This is a genomic window from Micromonospora sp. NPDC004704 (genome assembly GCF_053601675.1).
On record NZ_JBSGCD010000034.1, the window covers coordinates 1 to 15,931 of the forward strand.

The following is a 15,931-nucleotide window of genomic DNA, read 5'->3' on the forward strand; positions in this document are numbered from 1 at the left end:
CGGTGGTGAAGCATCGACGCCCGGACCTGTCGTCACCGTCACTCGTTCCTCCCCGTCCGGGCCCCTGCCCGAGGACGTCGGTAACACGTGCCGGCCACGGCACCGGTTGCGTTCGGTCTTGATCGAAGCCCGACAGCGGGCCGGTCGATCACACCTGCGGTAACGTAGGCGGCCGTGACCAGCCCCTTACAGAGACTGTCGCTGGACGATCTCCGTCGCCGGACGAGCGAGAAGTGGCGGCGGTACCCGTCGGACGTCCTTCCGCTCTGGGTCGCCGAGATGGACGTACCGCTCGCGGAGCCGGTTGTCCGGGCCCTGACCGAGGCGATCGCGCTGGGCGACACCGGTTATCCGACGGGCACCACCTATGCCGACGCGCTCGCCGGGTTCGCTCGCGACCGGTGGGGTTGGACGCTGGAGTCGGCGCAGACGCGGCTCGTGCCCGACGTGATGATGGGCATCGTCGAGGTGCTCAGGCTGGTCACCGGCCACGGCGACGCCGTGGTCATCAATCCGCCGGTCTACCCGCCGTTCTACCAGTTCCTCACCAGCATGGGCCGGCGGGTGGTGGAGGTGCCGCTGGACGACCGGCACCGGCTCGATCCCGACGCCCTCGACCGGGCGTTCGAGCGCGTCGTCGCGGGCGGGCAGCGGGCCGCCTACCTGCTGTGCAGTCCACACAATCCCACCGGGACGGTGCACACCCGCGAGGAACTGTCCGCGGTCGCCGACCTGACCGAACGGCACGGTGTACGGGTCGTCGTGGACGAGATCCACGCCCCGCTCGTGTACGCCGGCACGACCTTCCTGCCGTACCTGTCGCTGCCCGGCACCGGCCGCGGCTTCTCGCTGCTCTCCGCGTCGAAGGCGTGGAACCTGGCCGGGGTGAAGGCTGCGGCGGCGGTGGCCGGGGCGGACGCGGTCGCGGACCTGGACCGGATGCCGCCGGAGGTCGGCGACGGGCCGAGCCACCTCGGGGTGATCGGGCACAGTGCCGCGTTGCGTGCCGGTGGTCCGTGGCTGGACAGCCTCCTGGCGGGTCTGGACGGCAACCGTCGACTCCTCGGGGAACTGCTCGCCGACCAGCTTCCGCAGGTCCGTTACCGGCTGCCGGAGGGCACCTACCTGGCCTGGCTGGACTGCCGGGCACTGGGTCTGCCGGATGATCCGGCCCGGGTGTTCCTGGAGCGTGGGCGGGTGGCGTTGGTGCCCGGCCCCGATTTCGGTCCCGGCGGCGAGGGTCACGTCCGGCTCAACCTCGCGACCTCCCCGGACCTGCTCGCCGAGGCCGTACGCCGGATGGCCGCCGCCGTACGCTGACCGGCCCGGCGCCCCAAGTCAAGATCATCACAACCGTTGCCCAGCCGTTAAATCTGTTGATCTCTATTGCTACCGCGTCCCCCGGACTGGTACTCAATGGGGGAAGCTGATCAACAAACGGCCGGGGAGGTCGCGATGATCGTTGCTGCCCCTTGGCCGAGACGCCAGCTCCAAACGCCGATCATCCATACGGGACCGGAGGTCAGTCCTTCCACCGAGGAGCGTGGTCGCGCTCCCCCGGGCCGCCGCCTGCTGCATCGGGGCTGATGGCTGTGCTCACCTGTCGCTGTCCGGCGGGCACGGGAGCATCCGGAATCCGGGGCGACACGACCCGGTCCTCCCACCAAACGGGGGACCACGCCACGGATCCACCAGGAAGGACCTACCGCTAGCGGCGCGGAAGACGCTGTCTCCGTGCCAGATGACGGCCGGCCGGCAGACCGGCCACGGAAGGCGAAACCAGATGACGATCAGTGAGACCCCGGGACTGTCCCGCCGCATGCTGCTCCGGTCCACGGCCGCAGCCGGTGCCGCAGCCGCGGCGGCGACCGTGATCCACCCCGACGCGGCCTCGGCCCAACCGGTCGCGACCCGGCCCTACGACGCGCTTGCCGCCGCGAGGGCCGCCGCCATCCCCACCCCGGAGCAGTACTTCGGCTTCCGGATCGGATCCGACGGCAAGCTCGCGACCTGGGACAAGATGGTCCCGTACTTCCAGCTCATCGCCGAGCAGAGCGACCGGGTGACGTACGAGGAGGTCGGCAAGACCACCGAGGGCAACCCGTACGCGCTGCTCACGATCAGCTCGCCGAACAACCTGAACAACCTGGACAGGCTGATCGAGATCAACAACCGGCTGGCCGATCCGCGCGGGTTGTCGCCGACCGAGGCCGAGGAACTGGCCCGCACCGGCAAGCCCTTCTACTTCGTGTACGCCGGCATCCACTCGACCGAGGTCGGCAACTCCCAGGCCACCATCGAGTGGGCGTACCGCCTCGCCTCCGAGCAGTCCGAGTACATCGACCGGATCCTCGACGACCTGGTGATCCTGCTCGTGCCCTGCCAGAACCCGGACGGGCTGGTCAAGGTCAACGACTACTTCGTCGCGACGTCGGGGACCAACTACTCGCGTACCTACCCGGACCTGTACCAGAAGTACACCGGGCACGACGACAACCGCGACTGGTTCATGCTGACCCAGATCGAGAGCAACTTCGCCACCCAGATCCAGAACAAGTACCACCCGCAGGTACTCCAGGACTCGCACCAGGCCGGGTCGGGCGCCCCCCGGATGTTCACGCCGCCGTACCTGTCGCCGTACGACCCGAACATCGACGCGATCACGGTGCAGCAGACCGATGCGCTCGGCCTGGCGATGCAGCGGGGCATGACCGCCGCCGGCATGAAGGGCGTCGGCTGGGGCATGACGTACGACTACTGGACGCCGTCGCGGCAGTACTGCGTCTACCACAACTCGGTACGCATCCTCACCGAGGCGGCGAGCTGCTCGAACCTGGCGTACCCGCAGGTCAGCTCCGGGCCGATCGGCAGCCAGGAGTCAACGATCAGCTTCATCGAGCCGTACGACCAGAACACCTGGACGCTGCGGCAGATCGTCGACTACGTCTCCCAGGCCTTCTACTCGGGCATCGAGGCGGTGGCCTACGACCGGTACAACTGGCTGTACAACTTCTACCGGGTAGGGGTGAAGGCGGTCACCCGGACCAGCCCCCGCGCGTACGTCATCCCGGCCGGTCAGCGCGACCCGCAGGCGGTCCGGGACACCCTGGACATCCTGTTCAAGGGCGCGGTCGAGGTCCACCAGGCGCAGGCGGCGTTCTCCGCCGGTGGGCAGCAGTACCCGGCCGGGTCGTACGTCGTCTACCTGAACCAGCCCTACGGCGGGTTCGCCAAGACCCTGCTCGAGGTGCAGGAGTACCCGCACCTGCTGGAGTACCCCGGCGGGCCGCCGCAGCGGCCGTACGACGTGACCGCACAGACCCTGCCGATGCTGCTCGGCTTCAAGGCCAACCTCGTCACCGGCTCGTTCTCGGTCACCACCAAGCGGCTCACCGAGATCAAGCCGCCGGCGGTGACCATGCCGGCGGCGCCGCCCAGCACCGGCGCGTACGTCATCGGTCCCGAGTCGTACGGCGTCTTCCAGATCGTCTCCCGGTTGCAGCGCCAGGGCATCCCGACCTTCCGCGCCGCCGCGCAGTTCGTCGACGGTGGCCGCACCTTCCCGCCAGGGACCTTCGTCGTGCCGCCGACCGACGCGGCCCGGCAGATCCTGCAGAACCAGTCCCGCAACACCGGCATCCCGGTCTCCGCCATCTCGGCCGTCCCCCGGATCGAGGGTGTACAGCTCAAGCCCGGCACCCGGATCGGGATGCTGAAGCCGGCGAACAACCTCCAGTCCGGCTGGCTGATGTGGATCTTCGACCAGTACGGGGTGAACTACTCGGTCGTGAAGGCCCAGGACTACAAGAACCTGGCCGGCAAGTTCGACGCCATCGTCATGCCGCAGGGGGTGAGCAAGAGTTCCATCACCAACGGGTTGAACCGGAACAACTACCCGGAGGAGTGGAGCTGGGCCTTCGGTGTCGGCGAGGACGGCTGGGCGAAGCTGCGTGACTTCGTCACCGGTGGCGGAACCCTGGTCGCCTTCGGCAGCGGGGCGAACACGGCCCAGCAGCTGTTCGAGTTGCCGCTGCGGTCGATCCTGCCCGGTGACGAGTCGGTCTTCTACTGCCCCGGCGCCCTGCTCAGCCAGGAGATCGACACCAACAACCCGGTCGCCTGGGGCATGGACCCGCGCAACCCGACCTGGTTCGACGGGGACCGGGCGTACGAGCTCACCGACCCGAACAAGTACCCGGTGCAGGTGGTGTCGAAGTACCCGGCCAGCGGGGAGCAGTTGCAGAGCGGTTGGTTGATCGGCGGCGAGTACCTCAACGGCGCGGTGAACGGCCTGTCCTGGAGCGTCGGCAGCGGCTCCGTGGTGACGTTCGCCAGCGAGATCGCGTTCCGGACCTGGAACCGGGCCGAAGAGAAGATGATCTTCAACGCTATGTACCACGGGCCGGCGCAGAAGCTCACGCCGGACCAGTTCGAACGCCTGGGTCGGTAACACCTCTCCGACCGGGTGGGGCGGGGCCGCTACACCGGCCCCGCCCTGCCCGCCAAAAACCCGCTAGACCAATCTGTAGAGGAGGCTTTGGTGGCCGCTGTCATGGTCGAGCTGCGCGGCGTACGAAAGTCGTTCGGCGACCTCGAGGTCCTCAGGGGAGTCGACCTCACCGTGGCCCCCGGTGAGGTGGTGGCCATCGTCGGCCCCTCGGGCGGCGGCAAGAGCACCCTGCTGCGCTGCGTCAACCTGCTCGAACCGGTCACCGCCGGTCAGGTCCTCCTGGAAGGCGAGGACCTGACCGCACCCGGCGTCGACCTCAACCGGGTACGTCGCCGCATCGGCATGGTCTTCCAACAGTTCAACCTCTTCCCGCACCTGAACGCGCTCGACAACCTCACCTTGGCGCCCCGGAAACTGCTGCGGACGCCACGGGCCGAGGCCGAGGAGCGCGCCCGTACGCTCCTGCACCGGGTCGGGCTGTCGGACAAGGCGAAGGCGTACCCGAGGCAGCTTTCCGGTGGTCAGCAGCAACGGGTCGCCATCGCCCGGGCCCTGATGATGGACCCGCACGTGATGCTCTTCGACGAGGTGACCTCCGCCCTGGACCCGGAACTGGTCAGCGAGGTCCTCGACGTGATGCGTGATCTCGCCCGGTCCGGCATGACGATGCTGTGCGTCACCCACGAAATGGGCTTCGCCCGCGAACTCGGCGACCGTCTGGTGTTCGTGGACGGCGGCGTCATCGCCGAGCAGGGACCGCCGACGGACGTGCTGGACCACCCGCAACACGACCGTACCCAGCAGTTTCTCCGCAAGGTACTGAGATGACCCACGTACGTGGACGAGAGGAATTCGGATGAAATCGCGAATCGGCCTGGTAGTGCTCGCCGTGGCGCTGGCCCTCACCGCCGGTTGCTCGGACAGCGGCGGTGACGGTGGGACGGACAGCGGTCCAGCCGGCGCCCCGGTCGACGTGGGCGCGCCCCTGCCGGGCAACGTCCAGGACAAGGGCAAGCTCGCGATCGGCGTCAAGTGCGACTACCCGCCGTTCGGTTACATCGACGAGGCGGCCAAGAACGCCGGCTTCGAGATCGACGTCGCCCGCAAGCTGGCGTCGTACGCCTTCGGCGACGGCAACGACGTCGAGCTGACCTGCGTCACCGGGGCGAACCGCGTCTCGTTCCTGACCACCAACCGCATCGACCTCATCATCGCGACGATGAACTACACCGAGGAACGCGCCAAGACCATCGACTTCACCACGCCGTACTTCTCCAGCGGGGTGAAACTGCTGGTGCCGAAGGACTCGCCGATCGCCTCGTTCGCGGACGTCGCGGGCAAGTCGGTGATCAGCACGAACGGCGCCACCGCGAGCCTCTGGTTGACCCAGTGCATGAAGGACGTCAAGCAGGTGCTCTTCGGGCAGACGAGCGAGGCGCTGACCGCGCTGAAGCAGGACCGGGGCGACGCCCTGGCCCAGGACGACACCCTGCTGCTCGACCTCGCCTCGAAAAACCCCGACCTGAAGGTGGTCGGCGACAGCAAGGCGGGCAGCCCGTGGGGAATGGGCGTCCGCAAGGGCGACACCGCGATGCTGGACTGGGTCAACGCCGCGCTGAAGAAGATGCAGGCCGAGGAGTTCTTCTGGACCGAGTTCCAGAAGACGGTGACCGACACCAGCCTCCAGGAGCAGTTCGCCAAGTTCGTGCCGAGGCCGGGGAACGACCTGAGCTACCCGACCGGACCCACGCTGGTCTGCTGACGACATGACAAACGCCGATGGTTACCGATTCGATCCGGGCTTTCTCGTCGACCACCTCGGCGAGCTTGGCGGCGGTCTGGTCCGTACGGTCGAGATCAGCGCCATCGGCATGGCCGGTGCGCTCGTCGTCGGCGCCCTGCTCGGCGCGGTCTCGGCCTTCCGGGTCCCGGTGGCGCGCCAACTCGTCCGGGTGTACGTGGAGGTGTTCCGCAACACGCCGTTGCTGGTGCAGATCTTCTTCCTCTACTTCGCCCTGCCGGAGGTCGGGCTGCGGCTCGACGCCTTCACGGTCGGCTGGTTGTCCCTGCTGCTCTGGGGCGGGGCGTACAACGTGGAGAACTTCCGGGCCGGATTCGAGGCGGTGGAGGCCGGTTACGTCGAGGCCTGCCGGGCCCTGGGCTTCTCCCGGCTGGCCGCCTTCGGCCAGGTCGGGTTCCCACTCGGCTGGCGGATCGCGTTGCCGTCGGTCACCAACACCCAGATATCGGTGTTCAAGAACTCGTCGTTCATGATCGCGATCAGCTATCCGGAACTGACCGAGACGGCGGTGAACATCGTCGCCGTCTCCTTCCGGGTGTTCGAGATGTTCCTCGCGATCGGTGTCATCTATCTGGGACTGGTGTGGCTCATGTCGATCGGTACCCGGGCCGTCGAGCGTCGTTTCGCGATCCCAGGAGGACACTGATGCCCGTATGGGTCGGGCCGGTCGCGAGTTACCTGGCCACCGGACTCCGTACCACCGCGTTGCTCGCCTTGACCAGCGTGCTGGCGAGCATCGCGGTGGGGGTGGTGCTCGGCACCCTGTTGACCCTGCCGAGCCGGCTCGTACGGGCCGTGATCCGGGCCTACGTCGAGATCTGGCGGGGGCTGCCGATCATCATCATCCTGTTCTTCATCTTCTTCGTCCTGCCGGTCGTCGGCCTGACCGTCGACACCTTCACCGCCGCGGCGATCGGGCTGAGCCTGTGGGGCAGCGCCAACATGGCGGAGGTTGTCCGCGGGGCGGTGCAGTCGGTGCCGCGCGGGCAGGCCGAAGCCGGGGCGGCGCTGGGTTTTCCGTGGCCCAGCCGGATGCGGTACGTCATCCTGCCGCAGGCCACCCGACGTGCCCTGCCGCCGCTCGTCGGCCTGGTCGTCAACCTCACCCAGCAGACCTCGCTGGCCGCGGTGATCGGCCTGCTCGACATCCTGGAGGCCTCCCAACGATCGATCGAACGGCTCACCCTCACCGGGGGCGACACCCATGCGGTGCCCATCCTCGGGGCCGTCCTCGTCGTCTTCTTCGTCATCTGCCTGCCGCTCACCATGCTGTCGCGGTGGCTGGAGCGGCGGCTCCGTTAGCCGAGCGGGCCCCACCCCGGCCGGCCGTCGGGTACGGCCGGCCGGGTCGGCCCGTCGTCGGGCACGGCCCGTTATCGGGCACGGCCCGTTATCGGGCACGGCCCGCCGTCGGGCACGGCCGGGGCCGGTCAGAAGATGTCCCGCCGGGTGATCAGCAGCCCGGCGGCCACCGCGAACACGGCCGTGTAGGCGACGAGCAGCAACACGGCCGGTCCACCGTCGAGGATGTCGAGCACCCCGGGCGTGCCCTCGTCGCCGAAGGTGGTCGCGCCGAGCGCGCCGGCGAGGGAGCCGGCCGCCGTACCGGGCAGCAGGTCGGTCACCGCCGCCAGTCCGTCGAGCGCGTTCGCCACCGCCCGCATCAGGTTCTCCACCACCAGCGCCCACACCAGGCCCAGGCCCACGGCGAGCGCCGGGCTGCGGGCCAGGGTCCCGACCAGCACGCCAGCGGCGGTCCACATCGCGTAGATCAGTGCCGCGCCGCCGAACGCCCGCACGACCTCGGACACCGCTGGCCACCCCGCCGGCCGGGACTCGACACCGGAGATCAGCGCGGCGATACCGAAGTTGACCAGGACCGTCGCCGTGACGAGGGCGAGGACCACCACGGCGAGGGCGGTCAGCGTACCGCCGTAGGCCGCCGCCCGGGTCGGTCCCTGGGTCAGTACGGTCTTCCACGTCCCCCAGCCGTAGCCGCCACCGATCACGAGCGCGCCCAGGATCAGCAGGATCGCCCCGCCGAACATGGGCGTCCCCTGCAGGGTGATCTCCGGTACGCCGCCCGGCAGCAGACGGCCCAGCAGCAGCTCGGGCGGTAGGCCCTCGCTGACCTCCGAACCGCCGCCGGTGCGGTAGCCGACGTAGTCGAAAACGTAGCCGAACAGAATGTTGAGCAGCAGTCCCGCCCCCAACATCACCCACAGCGCCGGCCACCTGCCCAGCCGGAGCAGTTCCGCGCGGGTGCTGGACAGTACCGACGCCGGTCCACGGAAAGAGTTCACGATTTCGCCAATCTCTGCTGTGCCCGGTCGGACACGGGGGTTTCCGCCACGGTGGTGAGCTGGAAGAAGACCTCCTCCAGCGAACGTTCGGAGACACGGAGTTCGTGGAGGAGGACACCCGACTCGACCAGGGCCCGCGCGATCTCGGGCGCGAGTGCGGCGTCCACGGCGAGCCGGATGCCTTCCCCGCTCCGTTCGACCGCCTGGTGACCGGCGATCCGCGCCGCGACGGCCAGGGCACGCTCGATCGGGTCGGCCCGGACGTACAGCGAGCTGACGCCCCGTAGCTCGGCGACCGTGCTCTCCGTGATCAACCGACCGGCGGAGATCACCCCGACCCGGTCGCAGACCTCCTGCACCTCGCCGAGCAGGTGGCTGGAGTGCACCACGGTCCTGCCCTGCCGGGCCAGCTCGCCCAGCAGTTGCCGCATGTCCGCCATGCCCGAGGGGTCCAGCCCGTTGGTCGGCTCGTCGAGCACGAGCAGATCCGGATCTCCCAGCAGCGCGGCCGCCACGCCCAGGCGCTGTTTCATGCCCAGCGAGTAGGAGCGGAACGCCTCCCGGCCGGGTCCGCTCAGGCCCACCCGGTCGAGGACCGCGTCGACCTTCGCGTCCCCGAGCCCCCGGTAGCGGGCCATCACCCGCAGGTTGTCCCGCCCGCTGAGGTACGGGTAGAACCCCGGACCCTCGATCAGCGCACCGGTACGGGCCATCGCCGCCGGGTCACCGGGCCGGTGACCCAGCACCCGCGCTCCCCCGCTGGTCGGCCGCACCAGTCCGAGGAGCATCCGCAAAGTGGTGGTCTTGCCCGCACCGTTGGCCCCGAGGAAGCCGTACACCTCTCCCCTTCGGACGGTGAGGTCGACGCTGTCCACGGCGGTGTGCCTGCCGTACCGTTTGGTCAGTCCACTGGTGGTCACGACTGTCTCGTTCACACCGGCAGCGTCGCAGCCAGCGGGGCCGCGCCACATCAGCCGGCAAACAGCTTCCGGGTACGCAGATTGACGTACGCGAGCTACGCGGGCGCGTCGATGCGTGACGGCAGCAGGGGCGCCTATCCTCGGGACGACGCGCAGGGTCGCGCCTGGTCGCCGGAGCGGATGCGGTGGCGAAGCGGGATCCGGTCAACGGTTTGTCGGGGACAGGGGGTGGGCGAGGATGCGTTCCCCCGACCGGGCACGTCGCCGGGCCGGAGCCCTGAGGCGCTACTGGGAGGACACCTGGCCGGTTGCGCTGATCCTGATCCCGGGGCTGCTCGGTACGCCCGGGGCCGGCGAGGGCGAGCTCGGCTGGAGCCGGGAACCGGACCTGTTCGCGTACGCGCTGGTGGTGTGCGCGGCGCTCACCGCGGGCGTACTGCGCCGGCAGCCGGACGTGACGTTCGCCGGCTGCGGGGTTGCGGTGGTGACCTATCTGGCGGTCGGTTACCCGGTCGGACCGATCCTGATCGCCGTACCCGTCGCGGCCGGCGGTGTGGCCGTGGCGTGGCCGCTGCGCCGGGCGTTGCTCGGCAACGTCGGTCTGGGTCTGGCGGTGCAGGTGGCCGGGGCTGTCCGGTTCCTGACGGACGGACCCGCGGCGGGCGACGGCATGCTCCTCCTGGAGTGGCTCGCGCTCGCGTTCGCGGCGGTTGCCGTGCCCACCGCCATCGGCGCGGCGGTCCGGATCCGACGGGAGTCCGAGGCCAGGGTGCGTACGGCGCAGGCCCGGCACGCGGTCTCGGAGGAGCGGCTGCGGATGGCCCAGGAACTGCACGACTCCGTGGGACACGGGCTCGCGGTGATCGCCATGCAGGCCGGGGTCGCGCTGCACGTCCTGGCGCGCAACCCGGACAAGGTACGGGAGTCGTTGGAGGCGATCCAGGCCACGAGTCGGGAGTCGCTGCGTGAGATGCGGGTCCAGCTCGACGTGTTGCGTACCCCCGCCAACAACGACGCCCCCCGACGGCCGGCGCCCGGTCTGGCCGAGGCCGGTGTGCTGCTCGATCGGATCCGCGCGGGTGGACTCGGCATCACGGCCGAGCTCCGGGCCGGCGACCTGCCACCGGAGGTCGACCTCGTCGCGTACCGCATCCTGCAGGAGTCACTGACCAACGTCCTGCGCCACGCCGGAACGACGGTCGCCCGGGTACGGGCCGCGCGGGTGGGCGACGACCTGACGCTGGAGGTCAGCGACGACGGCCCGGCGGGCGGCGCCTTCGCGCACCGGGATGCCGGCGGACGCATCGGGAGCGGGATAGCCGGTATGCGGGCGCGGGCGGAGGCCCTCGGCGGCGAACTCGAGGCCGGCCCGGCGCCCGGACGGGGATTCGTGGTCCGGGCGCGGCTGCCGCTGACGGGTCGGCCGAACCCTCCCCACGTGTCAGGATCGGCGGCATGATTCGCGTCGCCGTCGTCGACGACCAGGCCCTGGTCCGGATGGGGCTCCGCACTTTGCTGGACAGCGAGGACGACACCGACCTGGTGGGCGAGGCCGCCGACGGTCGGGCCGGGGTGGAACTCGTCCGCCGGACCCGCCCCGACGTGGTGCTGATGGACATCCGGATGCCACTGATGGACGGGCTGGCCGCACTGCGTGAGATCACCTCGGATCCGGCGCTGACCGGGGTCCGGATCGTGATGCTCACGACGTTCGAGCTGGACGAGTACGTCTTCGGCGCGTTGCGCGACGGCGCCAGCGGCTTTGTCCTCAAGGACTCCCCGCCGGACGAGCTGCTCCGCGCGGTACGGGTGGTCGCCGACGGCGCGTCGCTGCTCTCACCGTCGGTGACCCGTCGGGTCATCCAGCGGTTCAGCGCCGGCACACCGTCCGGCGCTCCCCGGCCCGAGCTGGAACGGCTCACCGACCGGGAACGGGAGATCGTGGCCTGGGTGGCAACCGGCCGCTCCAACGACGAGATCGCCGCCGAACTGGTGGTCAGCCCGGCGACGATACGTACCCATGTGGGCCGGGCGATGGTGAAGCTGCACGCCCGCGACCGCGCCCAACTGGTCGTCTTCGCCGTCCAGTCCGGCCTCACCCTGCCATGATCCGGGCGACTCGGTCCGGGTGCGCCAGGTGCGGGAAGTGGCCACTGCCCGGCAGGACGTCGATCACGGCGTCGGGCAGTGCGGCCTCCAACCACCGCCGGTACGCCGGATCCGGCTCCGCACCGGTCACGTAGCGGTACGGGATGCCGCTCGACCGGATGGTGTCCAGGTCCCGCATCCGGCGCTCGCCGAGTTCGTCGGCGGGCGTCACCAGGATCTCGTTCCAGTAGCCGAGGAGGAGGTCCTGCCGCGGCGTCGTGGCCGTACGGACCAGTTCCCGCGCGTCCGGTGGCAGCAGTTCGAGGTGCATCCGGGCGAGCATGGAGTCCCAGACCTCGCCGTGGGCCGCGCTGCGCAGCACCGGTTCGGCCCGGCGCAGTGCCTTCCCGAAGTTGCCGACCAGCAGCGGCTGGTCCACGTTGACCACCCCACGCGCCCGGTACGTCGCCGCGTAGATCGTCGCCAGCACCCCGCCGAGGGAGTGCCCCACCAGCACCGGGGCCTCGAGTCCGGCGTCGGTCACGGCCCGGTGGATGACCTCTGCGACCTCGTCGGAGTGGTAGGAGTTCCGCCGGGGCGAGTCCCCGTGGCCGGGCAGGTCGAACGCCACCACCCGCCGCCCCGGGTCGACGACCGCCAACTCGCGCAGTACCGGCCCCCACTGGCGCCGGTCGTAGCTCATGCCGTGCAGCAGGACCAGCGGTGGCCGGTCGTCTCCGGTGCCGTAGCTGCCCGCGGCAAGATCACCGAAGTACCGCCGAGGTGCGTCGTCCATGTCGTCTCTCCCGTCGCTCCACCTTCACCGACAAGGCGTAACTCGGCTGCGCACAACCCGTACGTGGCGTGGCTCACACCGTGAGCTGGCGGGGTTCCCCCGCGGTCGGTCAAAGCCGATGCGTGGGTCATACCCGCCAGCGGGTCGGGCCGCCCGGCGCCGGCTGGTACCGGAGCACCCGGCCGGTGTGCAGTGATGCCCGCAGGTGCGCACCGGCCAGCGGCGCGGCCGACTCGACCCGTTCGACGGCCGCCCACAACGCCCGGGTCGCGTTGACCCTCGCCCGTTCGGTCTCGCCCGCCTGGGCCCTCGGCCGCCCGCCCAGCCCGCTGGCCCGCCTCAGCTCCGCCAGCAGCGCGGTACGTTCGACCTGGGCCGCCGCAGCACGCTCGACGTCCCCCGCCCGGTCCGCCACGTCGAGCTGCTCGTCCAGCGCCCGCAACCGGCTCCGGTAGGCGGCACGGGCGACGTCGTCGAGGATCGGGGCGCCCTCGGGGACCCGCAGGCCGGCGCCTCCGGCGACGAGATCCAGCGCGGCGATCTCCTGACCGGGTACGGCCAACAGCGCCCGCAGGTACCCCATCCCACGACCGTCGCGCAGCCGGACCGTCTCGGCACCGGCGTCGAGCCGCCAGCCGTCCCCGTCGCGGGTCAGCCGCCACTCGTCCGCCGGTGGGGCGAGGGTGCCGAGCAGCCCTCCCATGCCGAGTCGCTGCGCCAGCGACCGGGTTCGCCCGAGGTCGTCACCGGCCCGACCCCGGTCCCCGTCGCCGCCGCGTACGGACAGCGCGCCGGCCCGCGCGGCCAGCGTGTACGCCAGCCACGGCAGAGCACCGATCCGCTGTTCCAACTCGACCGCGCGGTCCAGGTGCTGTAGCGCCTGGTCGGGTCGACCCAGCCGGGTGGCGAGCCGGCCCAGGTAGTCGTCCACCGGTCCGGTGATCGTGTTGGCGCCACCCCAGACGACCAGCCGCCCACCGTACGGAAGCAGGGCGTCGTACAGGGCCTGCGCGGAGGTGGGTTCACCGCCGCGCGCCGCCACGATCGCCAGGTCGGCGAGGGCTCCCACCCAGCGCGGCCCGGATCCGGCGAGCACGGCCGGCAGGACCCGTTCGAGTTCGAGGAGCGCCTCGGTGTCTCGGCCGCATTCGGCGAGTGTCCGGGCCACGGTCGCCTCGAAGAAGTGACCGGGCAACCGCCGGGCGAGCGCATGCAGGGTCTCCACCTGCGGCTCGGCCTCGCCGCGCATCAGGGCGAGGCGGCCGTACAGCGAGGCGACCAGGCGGTCCGTGTCGACGAGTCCGGCCCGACGGCCCTGTTCCGCCACGTCGCCGGCGAGCGCCACGGCCTCCTCGAACCGGCCCCGGATCGTCGCCAGCATCGCCTGGCGGGCCAGCACCATCACCGCCGCCTCGGCGTCGCCGGCCAGGTCGGCGGCGCGGGCGTACGCCGTCAGCGCCGCCTCGGCCGCCACCAGGTCCCCCAGTTCCGCCCATGCGGTGAAGCGCCAGAACAGTCCGCGTCGCTCGACCGTCGCATCCCCGGCCCGGCGCGCCTGCTCCACGATCTCCGTCGCGGTGGCCAGGCGTTCCCGGGCGGCGGCCGGGTCCCACAGGGCGTGCAGCCGGCCGTCGAGGACCTCGGCGAGGATGCCGGGATCGCCGGTGCTCCGGGCCAGGGCAACCGCCTCCTCGACCAGCTCACGCCGGCGGGCTCCGGCCGACGGGTCACCCAGCAGCTCGCGGGCCAGCCGGGTCAGCACCCGGGCCCGGACCGGCGCGGGCAACGGCCGGGCGGCCGCGACCTCCAACAGGCGGATCAGACCCGCGTCGAGATCGAGGAACTCCGCCCTCGACGGCGTCGTGAGCGCCAGGTGGATGACGGCGTCGGCGGTGCCGTCGAGACCGGCCAGTTCACCGGCGAGGCGGATGGCGGCTCCGGGTTGCCCGGCCGAGGCCAGCCACACGGCGTGCAGCGTCCCGTCGGGAAGCGGCCCGGTGGGCAGGCCGTCGGTCAGGTCGGCCAGTTCCGGTTCGGTCAGGCCGGGCAGGCGTAGCTCCGGCGTCAGGCCGAGGGGTTCCTCCGCCGTCGCGAGCAACGCGGTCGCGCCCGAGCCGAGCCGGGACGCGAGCAGGGTCAGGAACTCCACGGCCGGCGTACCGGCCCGGCCGATGTTGTCGACCAGGAGCAGGCGCGGCCCACCGTCGGCCGCCTCGCGGGCGATCCGGTCGAGGTCTCCGAGCCTGGCGTCGGGCGGCAGTTCACCCGCTCCGAGATCGCGGAGCAGTTGGTCCCAGATCAGCAGGCCGGCGTCGAGGCCGGTCCCGCTCACCCGGAACACCGGCAGACCACGGGTACGGGCCAGGGTCGCGGCGGCGTCGACCAGCGCCGTCCTGCCCGCTCCGGTCGGCCCGGTGACAACGAGGTGTCCGCCCGTTCCCGTTACGGCCCGGTCGAGCAACTGTGCCACCGCGGCGAGCTCGCGGCGGCGTCCGATCAGGGCCACCCGCTCAGCGTACGGCCGCTGATCACGTCGATGTGTCGGCTATGACCCCATCCGCGGCCTGGTGGCGATCAGCCATCCCCCAGTTCCGGATCCTGGATCGCCTCGCCGTGCATACGGAGCTTCTCGGGGATGAGTTCGAGGAGTTGGTCGCGACGCAACGGGAGGTCGAGCAGGCTCAGCTTGATCCGGCTCCGCCGGGCGTGCGTGCCGGCGGACAGGCGTACGACCTGGCCGGCGTCCTCGCGCAGGTGCGCGGTGAGCACGTCGCCGGGTTCGAGTTCGGCCGACGGGGTGCCGTCCACGTCGAGGTACACCGGCGCACTGTCGGGGTCGATGTGCAGCGACACCCGGTCTCCGGCGCCGAGCACGATGGCCCGGCCGATGCCCGACATCGCCGCCACCGGCGTGATCACGATAGCCGCCGCCGACGGCGACACGATGGGTCCGCCCGCGGCGTAGTTGTACGCGGTGGAGCCGCTGGGCGTGGCGAGTACGAGCGCGTCGCACCGGTAGTAGCCGTACTGCTGGTCGTTGACGGTGAGATCGAGCGAGATGGCGCCCGTCCGGCTGCGCCGGGCGAGCACGATGTCGTTGAAGCCGGTGTCGGTCCGGAACGGCCGGCCACTGCCGCAGGCGACAACCAGGCAACCGTGGCACTCGATCGTGAAGTCGCCGTCCACGAGTCGGGCAAGCGCCGTTTCCAGGGTGTCGGGCGTGACCTCTACGAGGAAGCCCAGGCTGCCGTGGTTGACGCCGAGCACCGGTACGGGCCGTTCGGCGACCAGCCGCATCGCCCCGAGCATGGTCCCGTCGCCGCCGAGCGCGACCAGCCCTTTGAGCTGGGCGACGAACCGCGGATCGGGCAGCGTGTCGATCTTCCCGGTGATCCGGTCGCGGTCCCGGTCCCGGGCGACGACCCGGACCGCGTGGGTCCGGGCCCAGCTCAGGATCGTGGACACGGATTCGTCCACCGCCCGGGTGGGATGGACCACCAGGCCCAGCACGGGGACCCCGCTGTCGTCCGCCGTTGCCGCCTCGGTGCTCACTCCGGCCAGCCTAGCCACGGC

The 15,931-nt window shown here is 70.9% G+C and carries 13 protein-coding genes; 8 read left to right on the plus strand and 5 right to left on the minus strand.

Annotated features, from left to right (window positions below; translation table 11 throughout):
• Positions 1-174 precede the first annotated feature (174 nt).
• The 6 genes from ACWEFB_RS31135 to ACWEFB_RS31160 all read left to right on the plus strand — a co-directional run bounded on the left by ACWEFB_RS31135 (position 175) and on the right by ACWEFB_RS31160 (position 7,553).
• Entirely contained in the window at positions 175-1,320 is a 1,146-nt protein-coding gene (locus ACWEFB_RS31135; RefSeq protein WP_452291115.1) for a MalY/PatB family protein, read from the plus strand.
• A 463-nt stretch (positions 1,321-1,783) separates the two neighbouring features.
• The gene (locus ACWEFB_RS31140) at positions 1,784-4,450 is read left to right on the plus strand and encodes a M14 family metallopeptidase (protein ID WP_452291117.1); all 2,667 of its coding nucleotides are present in this window, start codon (positions 1,784-1,786) and stop codon (positions 4,448-4,450) included.
• Between the two features lie 102 nt (positions 4,451-4,552).
• Positions 4,553-5,278, plus strand: coding sequence for an amino acid ABC transporter ATP-binding protein (locus ACWEFB_RS31145; protein WP_452291226.1), 726 nt, complete (start codon positions 4,553-4,555; stop codon positions 5,276-5,278).
• Positions 5,279-5,306: 28 nt separating this feature from the next.
• A complete protein-coding gene (locus ACWEFB_RS31150; protein ID WP_326558130.1) occupies positions 5,307-6,212 on the plus strand; it encodes a transporter substrate-binding domain-containing protein in 906 nt (301 codons plus the stop codon).
• Positions 6,213-6,216: 4 nt separating this feature from the next.
• The gene (locus ACWEFB_RS31155; protein WP_452291119.1) at positions 6,217-6,897 is read left to right on the plus strand and encodes an amino acid ABC transporter permease; all 681 of its coding nucleotides are present in this window, start codon (positions 6,217-6,219) and stop codon (positions 6,895-6,897) included.
• Complete coding sequence (locus ACWEFB_RS31160; protein ID WP_326558128.1) at positions 6,897-7,553, plus strand: amino acid ABC transporter permease; 657 nt, start codon at positions 6,897-6,899, stop codon at positions 7,551-7,553. Before ACWEFB_RS31155 ends, ACWEFB_RS31160 begins: the two co-directional genes overlap by 1 nt.
• 128 nt (positions 7,554-7,681) lie before the next feature.
• Here ACWEFB_RS31160 and ACWEFB_RS31165 read toward each other — a convergent pair whose 3' ends face one another.
• The gene (locus ACWEFB_RS31165; RefSeq protein ID WP_452291121.1) at positions 7,682-8,554 is read right to left on the minus strand and encodes an ABC transporter permease subunit; all 873 of its coding nucleotides are present in this window, start codon (positions 8,552-8,554) and stop codon (positions 7,682-7,684) included.
• On the minus strand, positions 8,551-9,489 hold the full coding sequence (locus tag ACWEFB_RS31170) for an ABC transporter ATP-binding protein (RefSeq protein ID WP_452291123.1): 939 nt from the start codon (positions 9,487-9,489) through the stop codon (positions 8,551-8,553). The genes ACWEFB_RS31165 and ACWEFB_RS31170 overlap by 4 nt, the downstream gene beginning before the upstream one ends.
• A 223-nt stretch (positions 9,490-9,712) precedes the next feature.
• Between ACWEFB_RS31170 and ACWEFB_RS31175 the strand changes: the two genes are divergently transcribed.
• Together ACWEFB_RS31175 and ACWEFB_RS31180 are read left to right on the plus strand one after the other, a co-directional pair.
• The gene (locus ACWEFB_RS31175; RefSeq protein ID WP_452291125.1) at positions 9,713-10,933 is read left to right on the plus strand and encodes a sensor histidine kinase; all 1,221 of its coding nucleotides are present in this window, start codon (positions 9,713-9,715) and stop codon (positions 10,931-10,933) included.
• Complete coding sequence (locus ACWEFB_RS31180) at positions 10,930-11,583, plus strand: response regulator transcription factor (protein ID WP_452291127.1); 654 nt, start codon at positions 10,930-10,932, stop codon at positions 11,581-11,583. Before ACWEFB_RS31175 ends, ACWEFB_RS31180 begins: the two co-directional genes overlap by 4 nt.
• Here the strand turns inward: ACWEFB_RS31180 and ACWEFB_RS31185 are convergent.
• The 3 genes from ACWEFB_RS31185 to ACWEFB_RS31195 all read right to left on the minus strand — a co-directional run bounded on the left by ACWEFB_RS31185 (position 11,570) and on the right by ACWEFB_RS31195 (position 15,910).
• On the minus strand, positions 11,570-12,358 hold the full coding sequence (locus tag ACWEFB_RS31185; protein ID WP_452291129.1) for an alpha/beta fold hydrolase: 789 nt from the start codon (positions 12,356-12,358) through the stop codon (positions 11,570-11,572). The two genes, ACWEFB_RS31180 and ACWEFB_RS31185, sit on opposite strands and share 14 nt — an antisense overlap.
• A 127-nt stretch (positions 12,359-12,485) precedes the next feature.
• The gene (locus ACWEFB_RS31190; protein ID WP_452291131.1) at positions 12,486-14,864 is read right to left on the minus strand and encodes an AAA family ATPase; all 2,379 of its coding nucleotides are present in this window, start codon (positions 14,862-14,864) and stop codon (positions 12,486-12,488) included.
• 68 nt (positions 14,865-14,932) lie between these two features.
• Positions 14,933-15,910 (minus strand): NAD(+)/NADH kinase, encoded by a 978-nt coding sequence (locus ACWEFB_RS31195; RefSeq protein ID WP_326558119.1) that lies wholly within the window; start codon positions 15,908-15,910, stop codon positions 14,933-14,935.
• Between the last annotated feature and the right edge of the window lie 21 nt (positions 15,911-15,931).